This window comes from Collinsella sp. TF12-2AT (assembly GCF_003436735.1).
GTDB lineage: Bacteria > Actinomycetota > Coriobacteriia > Coriobacteriales > Coriobacteriaceae > Collinsella.
In genome coordinates this window covers 111998-131556 of the sequence record NZ_QSQK01000007.1, presented here as the reverse complement: position 1 = coordinate 131556, position 19559 = coordinate 111998, and the positions used below count along the sequence as shown (strand labels likewise).

Sequence of the window (19559 nt, the reverse complement as noted above, 5' to 3'; positions counted from 1 at the left end):
GGCCGAGGCCGCCTCGATCAATTTGCGAAAGAATCTTGACGGTACCGCATTTAGCCCTTTCGCCTGAGCCCCATACATATCGTCCCGCGCGCAGTTTCGCAGCGCAGCGAGAATGTTTGAGCACGGGATGATATGTATGGGGCTCAGGCGAAAGCGGGATCCATGCGCCCCTGCGAAGCGAGAATGTTTGAGCATGGGATGATATATAGGCGGGTCGGGCCGGTCAGCGGAAAGTACGTAAACGACTAGGATACGCCGCTAGAACCGAAACCGCCGGCTCCTCGATCGGTTTCGTCTAGTTCGTCTACTTCTACGAGATTGACTGTGGGGACTTCTTGGATGACGAGTTGGGCGATGCGGTCGCCTTTGTTGATCTGGATATTGTTGGTGGGATCTAGGTTGATGAGGATGACCTTAAGCTCACCTCGATAGTGGGCGTCGATGAGACCGGGCGTGTTGACTATAGACAGGCCTTGCTTAATGGCTAGGCCGCTGCGGGGTTGGACAAAGCCGGCGTAGCCATCGGGCAGCGCAATGGCCAAGCCAGTGGAGACCAAACGACGCTCAAAGGGCTTGAGGGTGCAGTCTTCGTTGGCGCGGAGGTCAAGACCGGCATCTGTGGGGTGAGCGTATTTGGGAAGCTCGACCGTGGGATCGAGTCGCTTAATGTTAACGGTAATGTTGGACATGAAATCACCTTAGCTTGTCGAGCTCTTGCAAAAACTCGTCGACGTCTTTGAAATCGCGATAGACCGAGGCAAAGCGAATGTAGGCCACCTTGTCGATCTTGGCCAGGCGCTTGAGCACCATATCGCCCAGTTCGTGGGACGTTACAGCCGTCAGCGTACGCGAACGCAGCTCCACCTCGATATCATCGATGATCTCGTTGAGCTTTTTCGTATCGATATCGCGCTTAATCGTGGCGCGCATCAGGCCGACCAGCAGCTTGTTGCGATCGAACCGCTGCTTAGACCCGTCGGATTTGATAACCTCGATGGGATCTTCGCAGCGCTCGAACGTCGTAAAACGATAATTGCACGAACAGCATTCGCGACGACGCTTGATAGTGTTGTTCGACTCCTGCATACGGGAATCGACAACGCGGGTATGTGCCTTGCCGCATTTGGGACAGCGCATGGTACCTCCTCTTAAACGATAACAAGGGTACCATGCGACCGAGCGGAAATCTTACGAACGAGCCGGAACTTTCAGAACTGCACCAGCATCAAGAGAGCCACGATCGAGGTGATTGACGCTACGAATCATGTCGGAAGTCTCCTGCGTGGAAAGGCCATCGATGGGATGCTCCTGGGCAAGCGACCACAGAGAATCGCCGGACTGCACACGAACCGTCTCGTAGGTAACGTTGGCTACGGAATCGGCATATGCTGCGTGACGAGCAGAAAAGACTGACGTGGCGAGCACAAAGAACAAGGTGAATGCTACAGCAACAGCAACAATCGTCGAGGCCTTCAGGGCAACAGGAGCCGAAGCAGCGGCCGCACGCTGGGTGCGAACGGGTTTAGTGGCCACGGCCTGAAAATGGGAGCGTCCACCCTTCACGACCGTGAAGGCAGGCGAGGCAGGCGCCTCGAGCTTAAGAGCAAGGTTTCCCTGGACCATATCCGCTGCGTTCATTCTGTTCTCCTCTCGTTTGTTTTGACGAGAACTGTTTTATCAAGCCGCGGGGACAAAAAAGTCTAGCGCGGGAACGAGTGTTCGGTTATTATTATCTTCGAACAGTTGTTCCTGTCAAGCAAAAATAGAACATTTGTTTGGTATGGGTAGAGAGGAACCCCTGATGGCTCGCAAAATTACCAAGCGTCAGCAGCAAATTTACGACTTCATCAAGGAATATCAGCAGGAGAAGGGCTATCCGCCCAGTGTACGCGAGATGGCTTCGGCTGTGGGCCTTTCCTCCCCTAGCACCGTACATGCGCACCTCTCCGCGCTGGAAGCACGCGGCCTGCTCAAGCGTGACGCCACCAAACCTCGCGCTCTCGAGCTCTTTGACGAGGACGGATCTTCCGTCTCCATCTCGAAGTCCGATGAGCCCACGGTGCCCCGCGGCACCGTATCGCTGCCTCTCGTAGGCCGTGTCGCCGCAGGGATTCCCATCCTTGCCGAGCAGAATATCGAGGACACCTTTACCATCCCAACCGAGATCGCAACAGAACAGGGGTCCTTTATCCTCGAGGTCCACGGCAATTCGATGATTAACGTCGGCATCTATAACGGCGACTACATCATCGTTCGCGAGCAGAAGAGCGCCATGAATGGCGAGATTGTCGTGGCCATGATCGATGGCTCCGCAACAGTCAAAACATTCTATAAGGAACAGGGACGCGTTCGCCTGCAGCCCGAAAACGACACTATGGAGCCTATCTACGCGACAAATCCCACGATTCTAGGCAAGGTCGTCGGTTTGATGCGCCGGTTTTCGTAATGCAAAAACGCATCACGGTCTTTGATACCATTCGCGGGTTTACCATGCTGTCGATGGCGGGATTTCATGCCTGCTACGACCTTGCCTACCTATATGGTTGGAAGATGCCCTGGTTTACCCAGACCATCTTCCAAGACATCTGGCGAGCCAGCATCAGTTGGGTATTTTTGTTTATTGCCGGCTGGATGTGCACCCTCTCGCGCAACAACATCAAGCGTGCCGCCAAATATGCCGTAGCCGCTTTGGTCGTATGGATCGCAACGACGCTCGTCTCAGTCGATGACTCGGTGAACTTCGGCATCATTTTCTGCATGGCGGCGTGCACCGCCATTGTTGCACTCGCGCGCCCGGTTCTCGATAGAATGCCGGCAGTTTGGGGTATAACGATTTGCCTCATACTCTTTGCCTGTACCTGGAGCATTCCTAAAGCGGTCTACCCTATCCCCTATCTAGCTTGGCTGGGGTTCCCAAGTCCAGACTTTGTCTCCGGTGATTACTATCCGCTCATACCCTTCTTATTTATGTACCTCACAGGCTTCTTTGCCGCGCGCACGGCTCAGAAAGCAAACTGCGAGGCACCAGCATGGGCCTATGAAAATCCCATCCCGGCGCTCGCAAGCCTCGGACGCCATGCACTGCCGTTCTACCTGCTTCATCAACCGGTTATCTTGGGTGTACTGGAGCTGATTTATTCCGTTCGGTAACGCTCAAGACGTGGTGCGATACGGTCCGGAAGCTTTGCCACAATACGAACGCCGTCCTCGAGGTATTCCTCGTGCAGAAGGGTTCCCTGTTCGTGCACGAGCGTGATTAACGCGCCCTCTCGATACGGGATATCGGCCGAGAGCAACACGTCCGTGGCGGCCGCTTCACGAGCGATGCGGTCGACTAAGTCATCAAGACCCTCACCCGTCTGAGCCGAGAACAGCACCGCCTCGGGATAGCGCCGGCGAAAGCTCAAGCGATCGACGCTATCGAGCAGATCAATTTTATTGAACACGGTAAGCGTCAAGCGCTCACCGGCACCGATCTCGTCAAGGACACGATCAACCGCCTCAAGCTGACGCTCGTAATCCTCATCGGAAGCATCCACAACTTTAAGAATCAAATCGGCGCCGAGCACCTCAGAAAGCGTAGATTTAAACGCGTCGACCAGGCCATGGGGCAGCTTTTGAATAAAGCCGACGGTATCGGTGATCGTCATGCCACGGCCACCGGGCAAACGGTACGAGCGCGTTGTAGGATCGAGCGTGGCAAACAGCTTATCCTGCGAAAGTACCGTGGATCCCGTCAAACGATTAAGCAACGTCGACTTGCCGGCATTGGTGTAACCAGCCAGCGCCACGCGAAACGCCGGCGATTCAATACGGCTTTTCGATTGCACATCGCGACGTTGCTCAACCTGTTTCAGTTCGCGTCGAAGCGCCGCGATCTTATTGCGAATCAGGCGACGGTCGACCTCGAGCTGGCTTTCGCCCTGGCCAAAACGCGATCCAATGCCGCCACGCGTCTGTTCCTTTGCAAGATGGCTCCACATACCTCGCAGACGAGGCAGCAGATACTGCAACTGTGCCAGCTGAACCTGTAAGCGGCCCTCACGCGTCTGGGCATGCAGGCCAAAGATATCCAAAATCAACGCCGTACGGTCAATAATCTTGACCGGTTCGCCCACGGCTTTCTCAAGATAGGACTGCTGTGAGGGCGTCAGGTCGTCGTCGAAGATAACAACATCCGCATCCATGCGATGCACCAAACCGCACAGCTCCTCGACCTTGCCGGAGCCGATAAACGATTTGGGATAGGGCTTGACTAGGCGCTGCGACAAGCGCGCCACGCATTGAGCACCAGCAGTGTGGGCCAGACGCTCAAGCTCATCGAGCGAACGGTCAAGCGGCCAGGCATTATCGCGCCACTCAACACCAACCAAGATGGCGCGCTCGGGTTCAGGAGCCGTGGGGACCAAAGGGAAACGAGCCATTAGACAGCCTCGATGCGACGATAAATATCTTCGACGACCTCATCGATCGTGAAGTCATCCATATCGAACCACACAATACGATCGTCACGCTTAAACCAGGAAAGCTGGCGCTTGGCATAGCGACGGGAGCGAATCTTGATAAGCTCACGGGCCTCATCCATGGTAATAGCGCCACGCAAGGCATCAATAATCTCTTTGTAACCGATTGCCTGCATCGATGTGAGTGCATCACCCAAGCCCTGGTCCAAAAGGCCACGGACCTCATCAACCAGTCCCTGCTCAAACATAAGGTCGACTCGCAGGTTAATGCGCTCATAGAGCACTTCACGGCTACGCGTCAGACCAAACCACAAGGCATGATAACGCTCGCGCGGGACGCTGAATTTCGACTTCTGCTCGGCATACGACACACCGTCATCATGCATCTCGAGCGCACGAATCACACGACGCACGTTATGGGGATGAATCACGGCAGCAGATTCCGGATCGCGCTCGGCAAGCAGGGCATGCAGCGCCTCCTCGCCAATACGCTCGGCAAGTTCCTGATAGCCCGTGCGGCGTTCGTCCTCGAGTTCTCCCGAAGGAAAATCCATTTCATCGAGTGCAGCCTTGAGATACAGGCCCGTACCGCCGCAAAAGACCGGAAGACGTTGCTCGCCAAGCAAACGCTCGATATGCGCCCGGGCATCCGTCTGATAGAGCGCAGCTGAATACGCGACGCCCGGATCCACGATATCGACAAGGCGCAGGGGCACCGAGCACTCCTCGGGCATCATCTTGGCCGTACCGATGTCCATGCCACGATAGATTTGCATCGCGTCACAAGACAACACTTCGGACGAAAGACGAGCGGCCAGGCGGTCGGCAACATCGCTTTTACCGACCGCCGTCGGACCGACAATCGCTACGGCAGAAAGGCTTGCACCGGTGGAAATCATTAGCGAGGCTCGCCCACGACGGAGCCAGACAGATACCACGTTTTGGCGACATCAATATCAACGTCGACGATTTTGCCGACGAGCTGATCGATGCTATAGCCAGCGGGAATCGGCGCATGCACCGTCTGGTTCTTGGGGCTTTTCCCCAGAAGAACAGCGTCGTTCTTCTTGCTCGTACCCTCAATAAGCGCAGGCACCACGGTGTGAAGCTCGCCCTGGTTATACTCATGAGCCGTCGTCTCGATAACCTTGACCAGACGGTTAAAGCGCTCAAGGATAACCTCATGCGGGGTGGGATCATAAATCTCAGCTGCCGGGGTACCGGCGCGCTTGGAGTAAATAAACGTGTAGGCCTGGGCATAACGAACCGTCTCGGCAAGCGAGAGCGTCTGCTCAAAGTCTTCCTCGGTCTCGCCCGGGAAGCCCACGATGATGTCGGTCGAAAGCGCAATATCGGGCATACGGTTACGAATACGATCGACCAGACCCAGATAATCCTCGCGCGTATAACGACGATTCATCTCTTTAAGGATGCGCGTCGAACCTGACTGGACGGCCAGGTGCAGTTGCGGCATAACGGCAGATGTCTCGGCCATGGCGTCGATGGTCTCGGGCAGCAGATCCTTGGGATGCGAAGACGTAAAGAAGATACGCTCCACGCCCGTATCGCCCACGGCACGCAGCAGATCGGCAAAACGCGGCTTGCCAAACAGATCGCGACCATATGAATTAACGTTTTGGCCCAACAGCGTAATCTCACGCACGCCCTGGCGCACCAAACCGGTCACCTCGTCGACAATCTCCTCGAAGGGGCGGCTCTTTTCGCGACCGCGCACGTACGGCACGATGCAATAGGTGCAAAAATTATTGCAGCCCGTCATGATGGGCACCCAAGCGTGATACTGAGTCTCGCGATGCCACGGCATGCTCATGGCGTCCGTATCCTCATGCTCATTGGTGCGGATATGACGCTTGCCATCAAGGAACGCCTCGGCAATGAGCTCGGCCACATGCGCGATGGAATGCGTGCCAAAGATGACATTGACGTTATCGACGTTGGTGAGCAGGCCCTCGCCATCGCGCTGCGCGATGCAGCCACCAACGGCAACCACGCGCTTGCCAGAAGGCGAAGGCGGCAGGCTTTTGCAGGAATTGCACTGACCGTACAGGCGAGTATCGGCGGCCTCGCGCACGCAGCACGTCATGAAGACAACGATATCGGCATGCGCGGGATCGAGCGCCATGAGGCAGCCATACGAATCAAGCAGACCGCTCACGCGCTCGGAATCGTGCTGATTCATCTGGCAGCCAAAGGTGCGGATAAAGTAGGTTTTACCGGCAAGAATATCGCGTACGGAACGCTGGTCCATGTGCATAAGTCCTAACGATGGGGAGCGAAACAAAGCAAGCAGAAGCTATGCCACAGGCTTAACATCATCAATGACGACGTTATCCATAGCAGCTCGATTGATCTGGTGAACGTAGATAGAAAGGCGGATGGCCGTGCGCGACTCCCCGTTAATGAGGATGTCGGAGAACACGGGCGCGCAGGAAATATCAAAACCGGTTGGAATCAAAAAACCGCGCGCGATAGCAACGGCCTTAATGGCCTGGTTGACGGCACCGGCGCCGACACACTGGATGTTGACGGGTACACCATCCTTGACCATGCCGGCGATGGCGCCGGCAACGGACGCGGGCGATGATTTGCTTGATACCTTCAGGCAATCCATGAAGAAACTCCTGCATTTAAAAGTACGTTTTAACTGCAATAACTGTATCGTACCGAGTGGACTCGGTAAAGGCACTATTCCTCTTTGGCAAGATCAAAGGTCACGGTGATTCGATCACGCGAAACGCGAATCTTTGGGTCGCCGCAAAGGTTGAGATAGTACCGGGCAGCAAGGTCATTAAAATCGCGCTCCACAGCACGCGAAAACTGTGCCATGTCATCCTTAGCAATACGTAGCCCGCGACGATCCTTCGCGAGATCGACAGGAGCCGGCGCATGCGAGGACGAGTCGCGCTCGCGCAGCAGACGCGCGGTCACACCGCGAACAGGCTTAATCTGCCCTGCCAAAATGCGATGGGCCGTGCGCTCGGACATCTCAAGACCCAAACCCGAACAGATACGGATAAAGTCCTCGGCATCAGAAGCAAGGCCTAAACGATCGACAACCGGAAGCTCGCTCTCGTCATCAATGAACAGGAGACGAGACGTATCAAGCCGGCTTGACGCCTGAGCATAAAGGGTCGCGGCAATCTCGGACGGAGAACCAAGATAGACATCGCAACCACGCAACTCCTCGAGCGCAAACTCACAAGCAGCGCGAATAATATTATGCGGACCGCGAGCACAGACATAACGTCCGTCCTCATCCTTGACGGCCTGGGGCCAGCTGGACTGATCGGCACGCTCACTGAGGCGGTCGGCCGCGACGCTCACCTTAAAGGCTGAACCAAGATCGACGCCGGACGTGACCACACGGGCCTCATCGGTGTTCTGCTTGATCGAAAACAATGCCATGCCACGACCGTGAACGCCCCAACGGTCCATCTTCATGCTCTCGAGCTTGGAGGTAACGCGGGCATCAAAGATTCGCTCTTGCATATCCTGCGGAACGCCCGAACCGTTATCCAGAAAGACAAGCGTGCGGACGCCGTCTTCCTTGGTCGTGGCGAGATAGACCTTGTCGGCGCCGGCATCGCGAGCATTACGGAGCATTTCGATGACGATATCCTCGACATGCTGAATGTCGTGCTTTGCCTGGCGCCGCTCGGCCTCCGAAACGCGGAGGCGGACATACCCCTCGCCAAGGTTCTCCTCGACGCGAAGGTTGCCCTCCCCCGACATCGACGCGATAAATGAGATGAGCTCGTTCGCGTCGCTCATGTTATTTAGCGATATCGACAGCGCGGCTCTCGCGAATCACGACGACGCGCACCTGACCGGGATACTCCATCTCTTCCTCGATCTGATGGGCGATATCGTGAGCCAGGACCGTGGACTGGGCATCGGAAATCTTGTCCGGCTGGACCATGACGTGGACCTCGCGACCGGCCTGCATGGCATAGGTACGTTCGACGCCGTCATGAGAGTTGGCGATCTCCTCGAGCTTCTCAAGACGCTTGATGTAGTTCTCGGCAGACTCGCGACGGGCACCGGGGCGAGAGGCAGAGACAGCATCGGCGGCCTGTACCAGGACATCGAGCACCGTATTGGGGTCGACATCGGCATGGTGAGCCTCGATAGCGTGGACGATAACGGGCTTCTCGCCATAACGGCGGGCAAGCTCGGCGCCGATGACGGCATGCGGGCCCTCGACGTCGTGGTCGATTGCCTTGCCCAGGTCGTGCAGCAGGCCGGCGCGCTTGGCGGTCACAACGTCCAGGCCAAGCTCGGAAGCCATCACGCCGCACAGATCAGAGACCTCGAGGGAATGCTGAAGCACGTTCTGACCAAACGAGGTACGGTAGCGCAGGGCACCAAGGGTCTTGACGATCTCGGGGTGCAGATCGTGGATGCCGGTATCGAAGGCAGCCTGCTCGCCAGCCTCGCGCACGCGCTGCTGAACCAGGTCGGCGGCCTTGTGATACATCTCCTCGATACGGGCAGGGTGAATGCGGCCGTCGGCGATGAGGTTCTCGAGGGCGACACGGGCGGTCTCACGACGGACCGGGTCGAAGCTCGAAAGAACGACGGTCTCGGGCGTGTCGTCGATCACGAGGTTGACGCCGGAAACCTGCTCGAAGGTCCGGATGTTGCGACCCTCGCGACCGATGATACGGCCCTTGAGGTCATCAGAGGGAATGTGCACGGAGGTAACGGTGACCTCGGCAGTGTGATCGGCAGCGCAGCGCTGAATCGCCAGAGACAGAATCTCCTGGGCGGTCTTGTGGCACTCGGCGCGAACCTGCTGCTCGGACTCGCGAATGATCGTGGCGGCCTCGTGGGTGACCTCGCCGCGAACCTTATCGAGGAGCTCCTTGTGGGCGTCCTCGCGGGTAAGGTCGGCGATACGCTCGAGCTCGGAGGTCTGCTTTGCGCAGAGCTCCTCGAGCTCACGGGAGCGCTTCTCGACCTGACCGGCCTGGCTGGACAGCTGATGCTCGCGCTTGTCGAGAGCGTCGTTGCGGCGATCGAGGGATTCCTCGCGCTGCATCACGCGGTTCTCGAGCGTACGAATCTCGTTCTTACGCTGCTTGTCCTCGGCCTCGGCGGCCTGCTTGTTCTTGATGATCTCCTCTTTAGCCTCGAGCAGAGCCTCTTTTTTGAGGGTCTCGGCCTGACGCTTGGCATCACCGATCAGGGACTCAGCCTGTGCGTGTGCCGACTGGATTTTTTCGTCGGCCTCGTGAAGACTACCCTGCTTGGCGGTGCGCATGTAGGCAATGGCGGCGATGGCACCCAAAACGATGCCAACGAGCGCTGCGATGATAGGCATGCTCACTCCTTTTTATGGATTCGTTACACAACAAAGCGAACCGTCCTTACGAACGGCTCGCGACATTTGAGTAATATGGGCGCAGCTTATGCGGGTCGGATACAGATAAACATATAAACAAACTCATCACAGATGAGCACATATCACAAAGCAAATGACAGTGTTTATCGTACGTTGAACCACAACAACTGTCAAATAAATGGCCCCAGCACGGCGGCTAAAACGCGGTGAACGGCAGGGCCACAAAACGCATACGCCTAAACCGCACATTCCTCACGTTCGGCATCGAGACGTGCCTTAACGGCATCGGCGGCGATGTGATACGAGAAGCCCTTGCCCATCAAAAACCGAACCAGTTTTTCGAATCCGCGCGTCTCTGGAACACGCCGCTTGGCGAGCAGGGCTGACGCACGCGCCAAATCGTCTTCGACGGCAAAATAATCCTCCGGATAACCGGGAATGTCATCGAGCACGACATGACGGCGCTTGAGCTCGGTCTCGATTTTACGCTGTCCCCAACCGCGCCGCTTGCGTTCCTCGATAAAGTACGAGCAAAAGCGGTTCTCGTCTAAAAAGCGATACTCGGTGGCGCGCTCGACGGCGAAATCGATCGCGGGCTGGCGAAAGCCGTAGCGTGCCAACTTGTCACAGACCTCACCCGTCGCATGGTCGCGTCGCGATAGCATCTCGGTCACCATGGTAAGTGCACATTTACGCTCGATGAGCTGCACCGCTTCACGAAAGTTATCCCAATCACAGGGAAGATCGGGGCGATTTTTGACATACAGCCGCGCGACCCGCACGGGGATCCAAATGGACCGCTCAAAACCGCCCTCAAGCTCACAATCGATATGTGCGCAAGGCTTTTTTGACGCATAGCCGCTCGAGAACGAGGAGGCCGCCTTCTTATCGGGAAAGACGACCGTGGCCTCGGTCACCGTATACGACATGAGCGTAACCGCTACTCGTCGTCATCATCGAGCATGGCGGAACCATCGATGGCGTAAAGCTCGTCAAACTCCTCAGGCGCAGGCTGATCGGTCAGCTCGACCTCGGACGGAGCATCGTCATCAAACTCAAGCCCGCAGGCAAGGCGAACCTTATGCTCAATCTCGTCGGCGCAATCGGGGTGTTCGCGCAGGAACGCCTTGGCGGCCTCGCGACCGTTGCCGAGCTTGTCCTCGCCATAGGCGAACCAGGAGCCCATCTTCTTGCAGATGCCGCACTCGACAGCCATGTCCAGAATCGAGCCCTCCTTAGAGATGCCCGTACCGTACATGATGTCGAACTCAGCAGAACGGAACGGAGCGGCCACCTTGTTCTTAACGACCTTGGCGCGCACGCGGTTACCGATAACCTCATCCTTAAGCTTAATGCTGTCGATGCGGCGAATGTCGATACGCACCGAAGAGAAGAACTTAAGGGCACGGCCGCCCGTCGTGGTCTCGGGGTTGCCGAACATGACGCCGATCTTCTCTCGCAGCTGGTTGATGAAGATGCATGTCGTATTGGACTTGGACAGCGAGCCGGCGAGCTTGCGGAGCGCCTGACTCATCAGGCGAGCTTGCAAACCGACCGTGGTATCGCCGATCTCTCCCTCGATCTCGGCACGCGGGGTCAGCGCGGCGACGGAGTCGACGACGATGGCATCGATGGCGCCGGAACGCACGAGCATGTCAACAATCTCGAGCGCCTGCTCACCCGTATCGGGCTGGGAAATCAATACCTCGTCGATATCCACGCCAATGCGCGCGGCATACGTGGGATCGAGCGCGTGCTCGGCATCGATAAACGCCACGACGCCACCCATTGCCTGGGCCTCGGCCAAGATCTCGAGCGAAAGCGTCGTCTTACCGGAGGACTCGGGACCGTAAATCTCGACGATACGGCCGCGCGGCACACCGCCGATACCCAGAGCGGCATCGAGCGCCAGAGCACCCGTGGGGATGGCCTCGACCTCGAGCTCGGGGCCGCCGTCACCATACCTCATGATGGAACCTTGACCGAACTTCTTCTCGATCTCGGCCTTGGTGGTGGCGATCATCTCTTCGCGCTCTTTGCCCGTCGTGGGTGCATGGACGGTACGTACGGGACCTGAATTCTTGGCCATGAATAGCCCTCCTCTTAACAACCTGCATCGATAATAAACGAACGGCTGTTCGTGGTCAACCGTTCAGACCAATCATATGCAGGCAGTCTTTCCAAAACCCAACCAAACGCCGACCAAACACTGTCCAAATGCTTGACCACATAGGGCCAAATAAAAACAAGGAAGGAGATAATACACCTATGACCAGCATAAAAGCTAAATTCGTCAGAGGTCCCCATCTCCACAATTAAGGGGCCCTAAGGCCCCTTAAAACACGCCTATTCCATAGAGTTGAGCACAAGGGCAATGCGTCCCAATGCCTCCGTGACCGCATGGGCACGAACACACGAACGGTCGCCCTCATAGTGGCAACGCACAGAGTCCACGATCGGCACTTCCCCATCAGCCACGCGATACGCCCAGCCAATATAGAACATGCCGGCGGGGTCTTGCTCGGTGCCACCACCGGGCCCAGCGTAGCCCGTTGCGCTCACGGCCACATCGCTCTGATAGAGGTCCAGCGAGCCCGCGGCCATCTCGCGCGCCGTCTGGTGCGACACGGCGCTAAACCGATCGAGCGTCTCCTGCTCAACACCCAGAACACGATGCTTGATCTCATCGCAATAGGTCACCGCACCGCCGCGCAGCACCGCCGAGGCGCCCGGGATATCGGCAATCGTCGAGGCGATCATACCCGCCGTCAGCGACTCAGCCGTAGAAACCGTCACGCCCCGAGCGCTCGCGCGCTCGACAATATCGCGCGCCAGCTCCTCGTTATGTGCGGAAATCTGCTCAAAAGAGTCCGCCATACCCACCAGGACCTAAACCGAAAAGACGATCTTGCGGCAGTTCCAGAAGTACTGGGCGCCCGAGATAACGGTCAGGACAACGGCAACAGCGTACAGGAAGCGTGAAACGCCATAGACACCGAGCAACAGCTCCGCAGGCCCCAACTGGAGGCCGGTCATCGCAAAGACGCACAGGTAGCCGCAGATGGAGACCATCGTGGTCGCCGTCTTGTACTTGCCGAGCTTATCGGCGGCAATGACCACACCGGCCGCACTCGCGACCATGCGAAGGGCGCTCACCAACAGCTCGCGGAACAAGATAATGAACACGGACCACACGGTCACCGCGCCAAAATCGAGGAACAGCAGCAGGGCCGAGAACACGAGTAGCTTGTCGGCGATGGGGTCCAAGAACTTACCGAAGTCGGTGATCTCGTTGCGCGAGCGCGCCAGATAGCCGTCGACCTTATCGGTGCACGACAGGATAACGTACAGAATAAAGGCGGCGGCGGCGAGCGGGCCGTCGAAGGTGCTCCAGTCCGTACCGGCAACGCTCGTGTGAGACAGCGCCGACACGATCATGAACACCGGGATAAAGACGATGCGAACGCACGTCACGATGTTGGCGGGCGTCCAAACACTCGTCAGTTCCTTATTGCTCTCGTTTGCCACGACGCTCTCCTACTCCACAACATGTCCGATAAGCTCATAGCAGAAGCTATCGGTAAACTCGACGGTCAGAATATCACCCACGGACGCCTCGCTGGCGTCCAGATGCACCGCGCCATCGGAATCGGGCGCCTGGAACCAGGCATGGCCGATCAGCTCGGCGCCGTCCTCGGTTTCTTCGATACCGTCGACGATCACCTGGGCGCGCTCGCCCACATGTGCGGCGGTGGCGGCAAAACCGAGCGACTCAGCCAGGTCCATGGCCTCCTGGGCGCGCTCGAGCTTGACCTCTTCGTCGACCTGACCCTCCATCTTAGCGGCCAGGCTGCCCTCCTCCTGCGAGTAGGCAAAGACGCTCGTGTAGTCAAAGCCGACGGTGTCCATAAAGTCGATAAGGTCGCGGAACTCGTCGTCGGTCTCGGTCGGGAAGCCGACCATGGCCGTGGAACGGATCACGATGCCGGGGATACGCTCACGCAGATCGCGGAACAGGTCCTCGAGCTCCTGGCGCGAACCAGAACGGCGCATAGCCTTGAGAATGCGCGCGTCGCAGTGCTGCACGGGGATATCGATATAGGGAAGCACCTCGGGCGTATCGCGAATCGTCTCGATGAGCTCATCGGTCATGCCCTCGGGCTGCAGGTAGAGCACGCGGACCCAGACGTTCTGCGGGCGCACGGCCTCGGCGACGGCACGCAGCAGCTGCGCCAGATTGCGCGGCGAGCCCTCGGCGACGTCCTCATCCGCAAAGTCGGTGCCCCAGATGCCCGTGTCCTGGCCGATCAGCACGATCTCGCGCACGCCACCGGCAACCAGGTCGCGCACCTCAGAAATAATGCTCTCGGCATTGCGCGAGTGATAACGACCGCGAATATAGGGGATCATGCAGAAGCTGCAAAAACGATTGCAGCCATCGGAAATCTTGACGTAGGCAACGGCACCCTCGACGGTACGCTTGACCTGAGGGATATAGGCCGCGATCTCACGCTCGACACCCAGCACGCCATCGATGACTGCCACGATGCCGTCTTCCTCGTCGGCCTTCACAAAGGCAGCGACCTCGGGCAGCTCGTCAGGCAGGTCGTCGCCATAGCGCGACGGCACACAGCCGCACATGACGATGGGGCAAGAACGAACGCCGTCCTGCACCTCGTTGGCGAGCTCGAGCGTGATCTCGATGCTCTCGGACGTTGCGGAGGCGAGGAACGAGCACGTATTGACGATGGCGATATCGGCCTCCTGCGGGTCGAATGCCTCCTCGTAGCCTGCGGCGGTCAAAAGAGAACGCATGCGGTCGGTATCGACCTCGTTCTTGGCGCACCCGAGGGTGATGTAGAGCACGGAGCCCAACGGTGTATCCATGTTGGAGAGCGGTCCTTTCGAATGATATTAGCGGTAGTTGGTGAACTGCAGCGGCTGGCCGTAGTCCTGGTCGCGCAGGAACTGAATCACGGTCTGCAACGCGTCCTTCGAAGCAGAGGAAACACGCAGCTTGTCAGCTTCGATGGTCACCTTGACCTTGAGCTTTTGGTCCTTGATGTCCTTGTTGATCTTCTTGGCGGTCGCCTGGTCGATACCCTCGACGATATGGCCGAGCACGCGCACGGTGCCGCCCGATGCCGCCTGCGGAGCATCCCACGAAACAGCCTTGAGGTCGATACCGCGCTTGATGAGCTTGGAGCTCAGGACATCGATGATCTGCTTGGAGACAAAGTCGGCCGGGGCGTTGATCGTAAAGAGCTTGTCGCCCTTCGAAAGCTCAATCGTGGCGCCGGAATCCTTCAGGTCATAGCGCTGGGAAATCTCGCGCGTGGTCTGCTGGAAGGCGTTGTCGACCTCTTGCATATTGACCTCGGACACGACGTCGAAGCTGGAATCTTTAGCCATGATGTTTCCTTTCGCGTACGAGCGGCTTAATAGCTATCGTACGAATAGTCGGTAGAATCGGTGGGCGTCTGACCGTCAGTTGCGGCATCGGCGCCATCCGTGGACTGGGCATCGGTGCCGTCGGTGGTATCGGTACCGTCGGTGGTGTCGGCACCATCAGAACTTTCACCATTCTCGGAATCGGTCGTCTCCTTCTTGGGAACGGTGATCGTCACACGCGCCACGCCCGAAGTCTTGGTATCGTAACGGACCTTTTCGCCATTCTTGGTAACGGTGACATCGGAAGGCTTGGACGTGGTGATCTCGATCGAGGACTCGGGCGTGTACTCCTGCTCAAAGGGGCCAGTCGCCTGGGCGCCATAGACCGACTTTCCGTCGACCTTGACCTCAATCCACGCGGTCTTTCCCTTGGCAACGGAGACCTTGACCTTCGTTGCCTCGTTCTCTTCCTTTTTAGCCGTCGTCTTGGTGGCGTCCGAACCGGTCGACTCATCCGTCGCCTCATCGGTGTCTTCGTCCTCGTCGACCGTTTCGGTCTTCTTAGAAGACTTCTTGGTCGTCGTCTTGGTAACAGCGGGCGTCTCGGGCGTGGTCTCGGGCGTCGAAGATGCGCAGCCGCGCAGAAGTACCACGATGAGCACGATCAGCAGCAACGCCACGGCACCGATACCGGCGTAGACGATACGCGGATCGAGCCCGTTGTTTTGAGGAGCACGGGAACCGCCGCGTCCACGACTGGAACTGCTGCGGCCGCCTCCCTGAGGCATACGGCCACGATTGCTATCGGAACGGCCGCAATAGCCACCCTGGCCCTGAAGGCTGCGCTGACCCGAGCGGGGCGCAAGTTCACCGCGGCCTTGATAGCCACGCTGGCCCGCACGCGGAGCCGAAGAGCGCTGGCCATACGGCTGTGGTTGAGAGCGAAGACGCGGCGTCACCTGCGTGGTATCGGCGTCCGCATGGCCACTGCGAGAGCGTCCGGTGGAGATACCACTGTGACCGCGATCGGAATAGCCGCCGTCGCCGTAGCCGGCACGAGGGTCACGCGCCACGCCGCGGGCAGCGGGAAGTGCACGGTCCTCGGGCATCGGCGTACTGCGGAACCGGTCACGCTGCGAGCGAATCTCCTCGCCCGAACCCGTCTCGGTAATATAACCGGCCTGCTGAGGACGCTGTCCATAGCGAGTCGAACGACCGCCCTGAACCATCAGGAAGCGCCCGTTATCGACAGAGGAACGCGAATTGACGTAGCCGGCGGCGTCCTGGAAACGACCGCCCTGCTGCGACGTTTCGCGTTCGTATGCCATCAGTTCGTCAAAGTAGGCATTGACGACCTCGCGCGGATTGAGGCCCAAAAAACGAGCATAGCTCGAAATCATGCCCTGCGCATAGCCGCGCGGCGGCATCGAAGCAAAGTTACCGGTCTCGAAAAACTCGATGATCTGCGGCCTGATTTTGATGGTGTTGGCGACCTGCTGAATGGAAAGGCCCATTCGGCGACGCTGCTCGAGCAGCATGTCACCAAAGCGTGCAGCCATCAGAATCCTCCAAACTCACGATCTTCACGTGCCATCTCGGCGTCGACAGATTCCAGCGCGGCAAGCCCCTCCTCGTCCAACAGGACCTCGCGCGGCTTGGAACCGTCGGGCGGGCCGACGACACCCTTTTCTTCCAGCATGTCCATAATACGCCCGGCACGCGCATAGCCAACCTTCAGGCGGCGTTGCAGGCCAGATGTGGAGCCCAGCTGCGATTCCACCACAATATGGGCGGCTTCCCAAATGAGCGGATCATCGTCTTGCGGCTCGGCGACTCCGGTGCGGACAATGCCGCCGCCACCAGCCATGGACATGGAAGCGGGCGCCACGGCGGACAGAATCTCCTCGTGGTAGTCGGGCTCGCTCTGCGACTTGACGAACTCGACAATCTCGTTGATTTCGTCGTCCGAGACAAAGCAGCCCTGGATACGGCGGGGCTTGCCCCAGTCGACCTTGGAGAACAGCATGTCGCCCAAACCGGTGAGCTTCTCGGCGCCCATCTGGTCGATGATGACGCGCGAGTCGATGCCCGTGGCGACGTTAAAGGCGATGCGGTTGGTGATGTTGGCCTTGATGAGGCCCGTCACCACGTTGGAGCTGGGGCGCTGCGTGGCCACGATAAGATGAATACCGGCGGCACGGCCCAGCTGTGCAATACGCACGATCGAGGCCTCGACATCCTTACCGGCGACCATCATCAGGTCCGAAAGCTCGTCGATGATGATGACCAGGTAGGGCATCTTTTGCGGCGGGTTGTCGTAATGCTCAAACTCGCCGGCGGCCTGCTTTTCATTGTAGGTCGAGATCTTACGCACGTTGAGACGCTCGAAAACCTTCAGGCGACGCTCCATCTCGGACACAGCCCATTGCAGAGCGCTCGCGGCCTGCTTAGGCTCGGTCACCACGGGCACATAGAGATGCGGCAGACCGTTATAGCCCGCAAGCTCGACGCGCTTGGGGTCGACCATAATCAGGCGAACGTCCTCGGGAAGGGCGCGCATGAGCAAGGTCGTGATGATGGAGTTGATCATCACCGACTTACCAGAACCAGTCGTACCGGCGATCAAAAGGTGAGGCATCTTTGCGAGGTCGGCGACGACCGGCGTGCCCTCGGCGTCACGGCCGATAGCGAGCTCGAGCGGACCGCCCTTCACATAGGGCAGCACGTCGCCCAGATTGACGTTCTGGCGCTTGCGGTTGGGAATCTCGATGCCCACGAGCGAGGTGCCGGGGATCGGGGCAAAGATACGCACCGACTGGGCAGCGAGCGAAAGCGCGATATCGTCCTCGAGGCTCGAGATTTTGCTCACACGCTCGCCCTCACCGGGCTGCAGCTTAAAGGTCGTCACCGTGGGGCCGGCGATCCAGCCGACCACGCGGGCACTGCGGCCAAACTCAAGCAAGGTGGATTGCAGCGACTCAGCGGTCTGCTCCAGCTCCTTGTCCGAAGACGCAGCGGAAGCCGACTGCGGGTTGGCATGCAGGATTTCGAGCGGCGGAAGCTTGAGGCCGTCCTCTTCTTCGCCCTCGGCGTCAGTTGCGGTGTCGCTCGCTCCCCCATTGTCAGCCGCAGCAGGAGCGGCAGAGGCCGTAGAGGTTGAGGCGTCAGCGACCTTGGGGTGCTTCAGGAAGTCGGGGATCTGGGGGGCGGCCGAGACGGGATTCACGGAAAACGGCGGCTCGGACTCGTCAACCTTGTCCGGATCGTCCTCCATCGAAAGCTGTCCGGTGACCTGGCCGCGCTTTGCATGGCGACGCGGCAGCAAAGTTGTCTTTGCGGTCTCAATCGGAGCCTCGTCGTCCTCGTCATCGCCCTCGGTGAGCTCAATCTCGCTATCGGACCAAGACGGGTCGGGCTCACTCGTATTGAGCTTAGGCGCAGTCTTGCCCTTCTTGGCATGACGGCGCGGCAGCAGCGTGGTCTTGGCCCGCTCGGCTTCAACCGACTCGGATACGTCGACAAACGGGTCATCGTCCTCGTCGTCATCCAAAACCGGGTCGACATCGCCACCCATGACCGTGGTCACCGCGGCGTCAGTCCCCTTCTGGCGCAAAATGCTCAGGTGCGGACGAGCGACGCCGGGAACAGACAGGGCCTCTTCATCGCCCCACGGGCTCGCATTGACATCGGCACGTCGACGCTCGGCAAAATCGGCAGCGCGATCGCGTGCGGAGCGCAAAACGCCACCCACCGAAAAGCCGATAATGACCAAACCAACGACGACAAGCCCCAGCAAGACAACCATGGCGATAGGTTTACCCAAGGCGTTTTGCAAGGCACTTGCGATAAAGGCGCCAATGTAGCCGCCCGACACGGAAAGGTTCTGCGGCGTAAACATAAGGTCGCACGAATCGCTCGTGCCCGGCACCATCAGCGAAAGAATGGAGACGACGGCGATAAAGACCAAGGCGCCGCCCGCAACAGAGCGCACGTTGAGCGGCGAGTCCTCACCCAAAAAGAGCGTGGCGGCAAACAGCAAGATGACGATCGGCAGCACGTAGGCGCCCAGACCAAAGCCCAGGTGGTAGAAACCGGCAACCGCAGCCGTCACGGGCGCTGTTGCCGGAGAGATCACGGCAATGAAGGACGCGATCGCCAAAACGGCGATGACCACACCAGCGATATCGCGATTGGCCGAAGGCTCGACCAGGGGCTCAAAATCGTCGAACTCGGTCTCGTGGCCCTTATTGGCACGAAGATGGGAACCGGCACCCTTAGCAGATGCCGGTTGGTTGTTGGCTTTATTGCCTTTGGCGTTTTGTGCAGATCCGCGCGCCAAA

At 58.5% G+C, this 19559-nt stretch carries 19 protein-coding genes; 2 read left to right on the top strand and 17 right to left on the bottom strand.

All coding sequences use genetic code 11. The features are described 5' to 3' along the window. Window positions 1–245: 245 nt before the first annotated feature. From dut to DXD24_RS06385, 3 genes are read right to left on the bottom strand one after another with little or no spacing between them, the layout of a single operon-like run. Entirely contained in the window at window positions 246–689 is a 444-nt protein-coding gene (gene dut / locus DXD24_RS06395) for a dUTP diphosphatase (protein WP_117564802.1), read from the bottom strand. Window positions 690–693: 4 nt separating this feature from the next. Then, entirely contained in the window at window positions 694–1137 is a 444-nt protein-coding gene (nrdR, locus tag DXD24_RS06390) for a transcriptional regulator NrdR (RefSeq protein WP_055285168.1), read from the bottom strand. A gap of 51 nt (window positions 1138–1188) precedes the next feature. Next, window positions 1189–1638, bottom strand: coding sequence for a LysM peptidoglycan-binding domain-containing protein (locus DXD24_RS06385; RefSeq protein WP_117564803.1), 450 nt, complete (start codon window positions 1636–1638; stop codon window positions 1189–1191). A gap of 163 nt (window positions 1639–1801) precedes the next feature. On the opposite strand from DXD24_RS06385, the gene lexA reads away from it, so the two are divergent. Continuing rightward, on the top strand, window positions 1802–2446 hold the full coding sequence (lexA, locus tag DXD24_RS06380) for a transcriptional repressor LexA (RefSeq protein WP_147324160.1): 645 nt from the start codon (window positions 1802–1804) through the stop codon (window positions 2444–2446). Then, window positions 2446–3150: a heparan-alpha-glucosaminide N-acetyltransferase gene (locus DXD24_RS06375; protein WP_117646390.1), complete on the top strand. Its 705-nt coding sequence runs from the start codon at window positions 2446–2448 to the stop codon at window positions 3148–3150. Before lexA ends, DXD24_RS06375 begins: the two co-directional genes overlap by 1 nt. Here DXD24_RS06375 and hflX read toward each other — a convergent pair. The 14 genes from hflX to DXD24_RS06305 form a co-directional block, all read right to left on the bottom strand. Then, window positions 3135–4424 carry a GTPase HflX gene (gene hflX / locus DXD24_RS06370; RefSeq protein WP_117564294.1) on the bottom strand — a complete coding sequence of 430 codons (1290 nt, stop codon included), beginning with the start codon at window positions 4422–4424 and terminating at the stop codon, window positions 3135–3137. The two genes, DXD24_RS06375 and hflX, sit on opposite strands and share 16 nt — an antisense overlap. Continuing rightward, complete coding sequence (gene miaA, locus DXD24_RS06365; RefSeq protein ID WP_117564293.1) at window positions 4424–5362, bottom strand: tRNA (adenosine(37)-N6)-dimethylallyltransferase MiaA; 939 nt, start codon at window positions 5360–5362, stop codon at window positions 4424–4426. Before miaA ends, hflX begins: the two co-directional genes overlap by 1 nt. After that, window positions 5362–6732, bottom strand: a complete 1371-nt coding sequence (gene miaB / locus DXD24_RS06360) for a tRNA (N6-isopentenyl adenosine(37)-C2)-methylthiotransferase MiaB (RefSeq protein WP_117564292.1) — start codon at window positions 6730–6732, stop codon at window positions 5362–5364. The genes miaA and miaB overlap by 1 nt, the downstream gene beginning before the upstream one ends. A gap of 45 nt (window positions 6733–6777) precedes the next feature. Further along, on the bottom strand, window positions 6778–7095 hold the full coding sequence (locus DXD24_RS06355; protein ID WP_117564291.1) for a stage V sporulation protein S: 318 nt from the start codon (window positions 7093–7095) through the stop codon (window positions 6778–6780). Window positions 7096–7169: 74 nt separating this feature from the next. Continuing rightward, window positions 7170–8255 carry an ATP-binding protein gene (locus DXD24_RS06350; protein WP_006235981.1) on the bottom strand — a complete coding sequence of 362 codons (1086 nt, stop codon included), beginning with the start codon at window positions 8253–8255 and terminating at the stop codon, window positions 7170–7172. Window position 8256: 1 nt separating this feature from the next. Then, a complete protein-coding gene (rny, locus tag DXD24_RS06345; RefSeq protein WP_089573375.1) occupies window positions 8257–9807 on the bottom strand; it encodes a ribonuclease Y in 1551 nt (516 codons plus the stop codon). Window positions 9808–10064: 257 nt separating this feature from the next. Further along, window positions 10065–10757 (bottom strand): regulatory protein RecX, encoded by a 693-nt coding sequence (locus DXD24_RS06340; protein WP_117564289.1) that lies wholly within the window; start codon window positions 10755–10757, stop codon window positions 10065–10067. Window positions 10758–10768: 11 nt separating this feature from the next. Next, window positions 10769–11917: a recombinase RecA gene (gene recA, locus DXD24_RS06335; RefSeq protein ID WP_099431786.1), complete on the bottom strand. Its 1149-nt coding sequence runs from the start codon at window positions 11915–11917 to the stop codon at window positions 10769–10771. A gap of 257 nt (window positions 11918–12174) precedes the next feature. Further along, window positions 12175–12705 carry a CinA family protein gene (locus tag DXD24_RS06330; RefSeq protein WP_117564288.1) on the bottom strand — a complete coding sequence of 177 codons (531 nt, stop codon included), beginning with the start codon at window positions 12703–12705 and terminating at the stop codon, window positions 12175–12177. Between the two features lie 12 nt (window positions 12706–12717). Beyond that, a complete protein-coding gene (gene pgsA, locus DXD24_RS06325) occupies window positions 12718–13266 on the bottom strand; it encodes a CDP-diacylglycerol--glycerol-3-phosphate 3-phosphatidyltransferase (RefSeq protein WP_233502347.1) in 549 nt (182 codons plus the stop codon). A gap of 99 nt (window positions 13267–13365) precedes the next feature. Then, on the bottom strand, window positions 13366–14715 hold the full coding sequence (rimO, locus tag DXD24_RS06320) for a 30S ribosomal protein S12 methylthiotransferase RimO (protein WP_117564287.1): 1350 nt from the start codon (window positions 14713–14715) through the stop codon (window positions 13366–13368). Between the two features lie 27 nt (window positions 14716–14742). Continuing rightward, complete coding sequence (locus tag DXD24_RS06315; RefSeq protein WP_022094699.1) at window positions 14743–15240, bottom strand: YajQ family cyclic di-GMP-binding protein; 498 nt, start codon at window positions 15238–15240, stop codon at window positions 14743–14745. Between the two features lie 26 nt (window positions 15241–15266). Beyond that, entirely contained in the window at window positions 15267–16778 is a 1512-nt protein-coding gene (locus DXD24_RS06310) for a RodZ family helix-turn-helix domain-containing protein (protein WP_117646389.1), read from the bottom strand. After that, complete coding sequence (locus DXD24_RS06305; RefSeq protein ID WP_233502346.1) at window positions 16778–19558, bottom strand: DNA translocase FtsK; 2781 nt, start codon at window positions 19556–19558, stop codon at window positions 16778–16780. The genes DXD24_RS06310 and DXD24_RS06305 overlap by 1 nt, the downstream gene beginning before the upstream one ends. Window position 19559: the final 1 nt, after the last annotated feature.

Excerpts from the sequence above, each read along its gene's own strand:
- rimO (WP_117564287.1), bottom strand. The coding sequence starts at position 14,715 with ATGGATACACCGTTGGGCTCCGTGCTCTACATCACCCTCGGGTGCGCC.
- DXD24_RS06385 (WP_117564803.1), bottom strand. The coding sequence starts at position 1,638 with ATGAACGCAGCGGATATGGTCCAGGGAAACCTTGCTCTTAAGCTCGAG.
- DXD24_RS06350 (WP_006235981.1), bottom strand. The coding sequence starts at position 8,255 with ATGAGCGACGCGAACGAGCTCATCTCATTTATCGCGTCGATGTCGGGG.
- recA (WP_099431786.1), bottom strand. The coding sequence starts at position 11,917 with ATGGCCAAGAATTCAGGTCCCGTACGTACCGTCCATGCACCCACGACG.
- DXD24_RS06375 (WP_117646390.1), top strand. The coding sequence starts at position 2,446 with ATGCAAAAACGCATCACGGTCTTTGATACCATTCGCGGGTTTACCATG.
- miaB (WP_117564292.1), bottom strand. The coding sequence starts at position 6,732 with ATGGACCAGCGTTCCGTACGCGATATTCTTGCCGGTAAAACCTACTTT.
- nrdR (WP_055285168.1), bottom strand. The coding sequence starts at position 1,137 with ATGCGCTGTCCCAAATGCGGCAAGGCACATACCCGCGTTGTCGATTCC.
- DXD24_RS06355 (WP_117564291.1), bottom strand. The coding sequence starts at position 7,095 with ATGGATTGCCTGAAGGTATCAAGCAAATCATCGCCCGCGTCCGTTGCC.
- hflX (WP_117564294.1), bottom strand. The coding sequence starts at position 4,424 with ATGGCTCGTTTCCCTTTGGTCCCCACGGCTCCTGAACCCGAGCGCGCC.
- DXD24_RS06315 (WP_022094699.1), bottom strand. The coding sequence starts at position 15,240 with ATGGCTAAAGATTCCAGCTTCGACGTCGTGTCCGAGGTCAATATGCAA.
- DXD24_RS06330 (WP_117564288.1), bottom strand. The coding sequence starts at position 12,705 with ATGGCGGACTCTTTTGAGCAGATTTCCGCACATAACGAGGAGCTGGCG.
- miaA (WP_117564293.1), bottom strand. The coding sequence starts at position 5,362 with ATGATTTCCACCGGTGCAAGCCTTTCTGCCGTAGCGATTGTCGGTCCG.
- DXD24_RS06310 (WP_117646389.1), bottom strand. The coding sequence starts at position 16,778 with ATGGCTGCACGCTTTGGTGACATGCTGCTCGAGCAGCGTCGCCGAATG.
- rny (WP_089573375.1), bottom strand. The coding sequence starts at position 9,807 with ATGCCTATCATCGCAGCGCTCGTTGGCATCGTTTTGGGTGCCATCGCC.
- pgsA (WP_233502347.1), bottom strand. The coding sequence starts at position 13,266 with ATGATCGTGTCGGCGCTGTCTCACACGAGCGTTGCCGGTACGGACTGG.
- dut (WP_117564802.1), bottom strand. The coding sequence starts at position 689 with ATGTCCAACATTACCGTTAACATTAAGCGACTCGATCCCACGGTCGAG.
- lexA (WP_147324160.1), top strand. The coding sequence starts at position 1,802 with ATGGCTCGCAAAATTACCAAGCGTCAGCAGCAAATTTACGACTTCATC.
- DXD24_RS06340 (WP_117564289.1), bottom strand. The coding sequence starts at position 10,757 with ATGTCGTATACGGTGACCGAGGCCACGGTCGTCTTTCCCGATAAGAAG.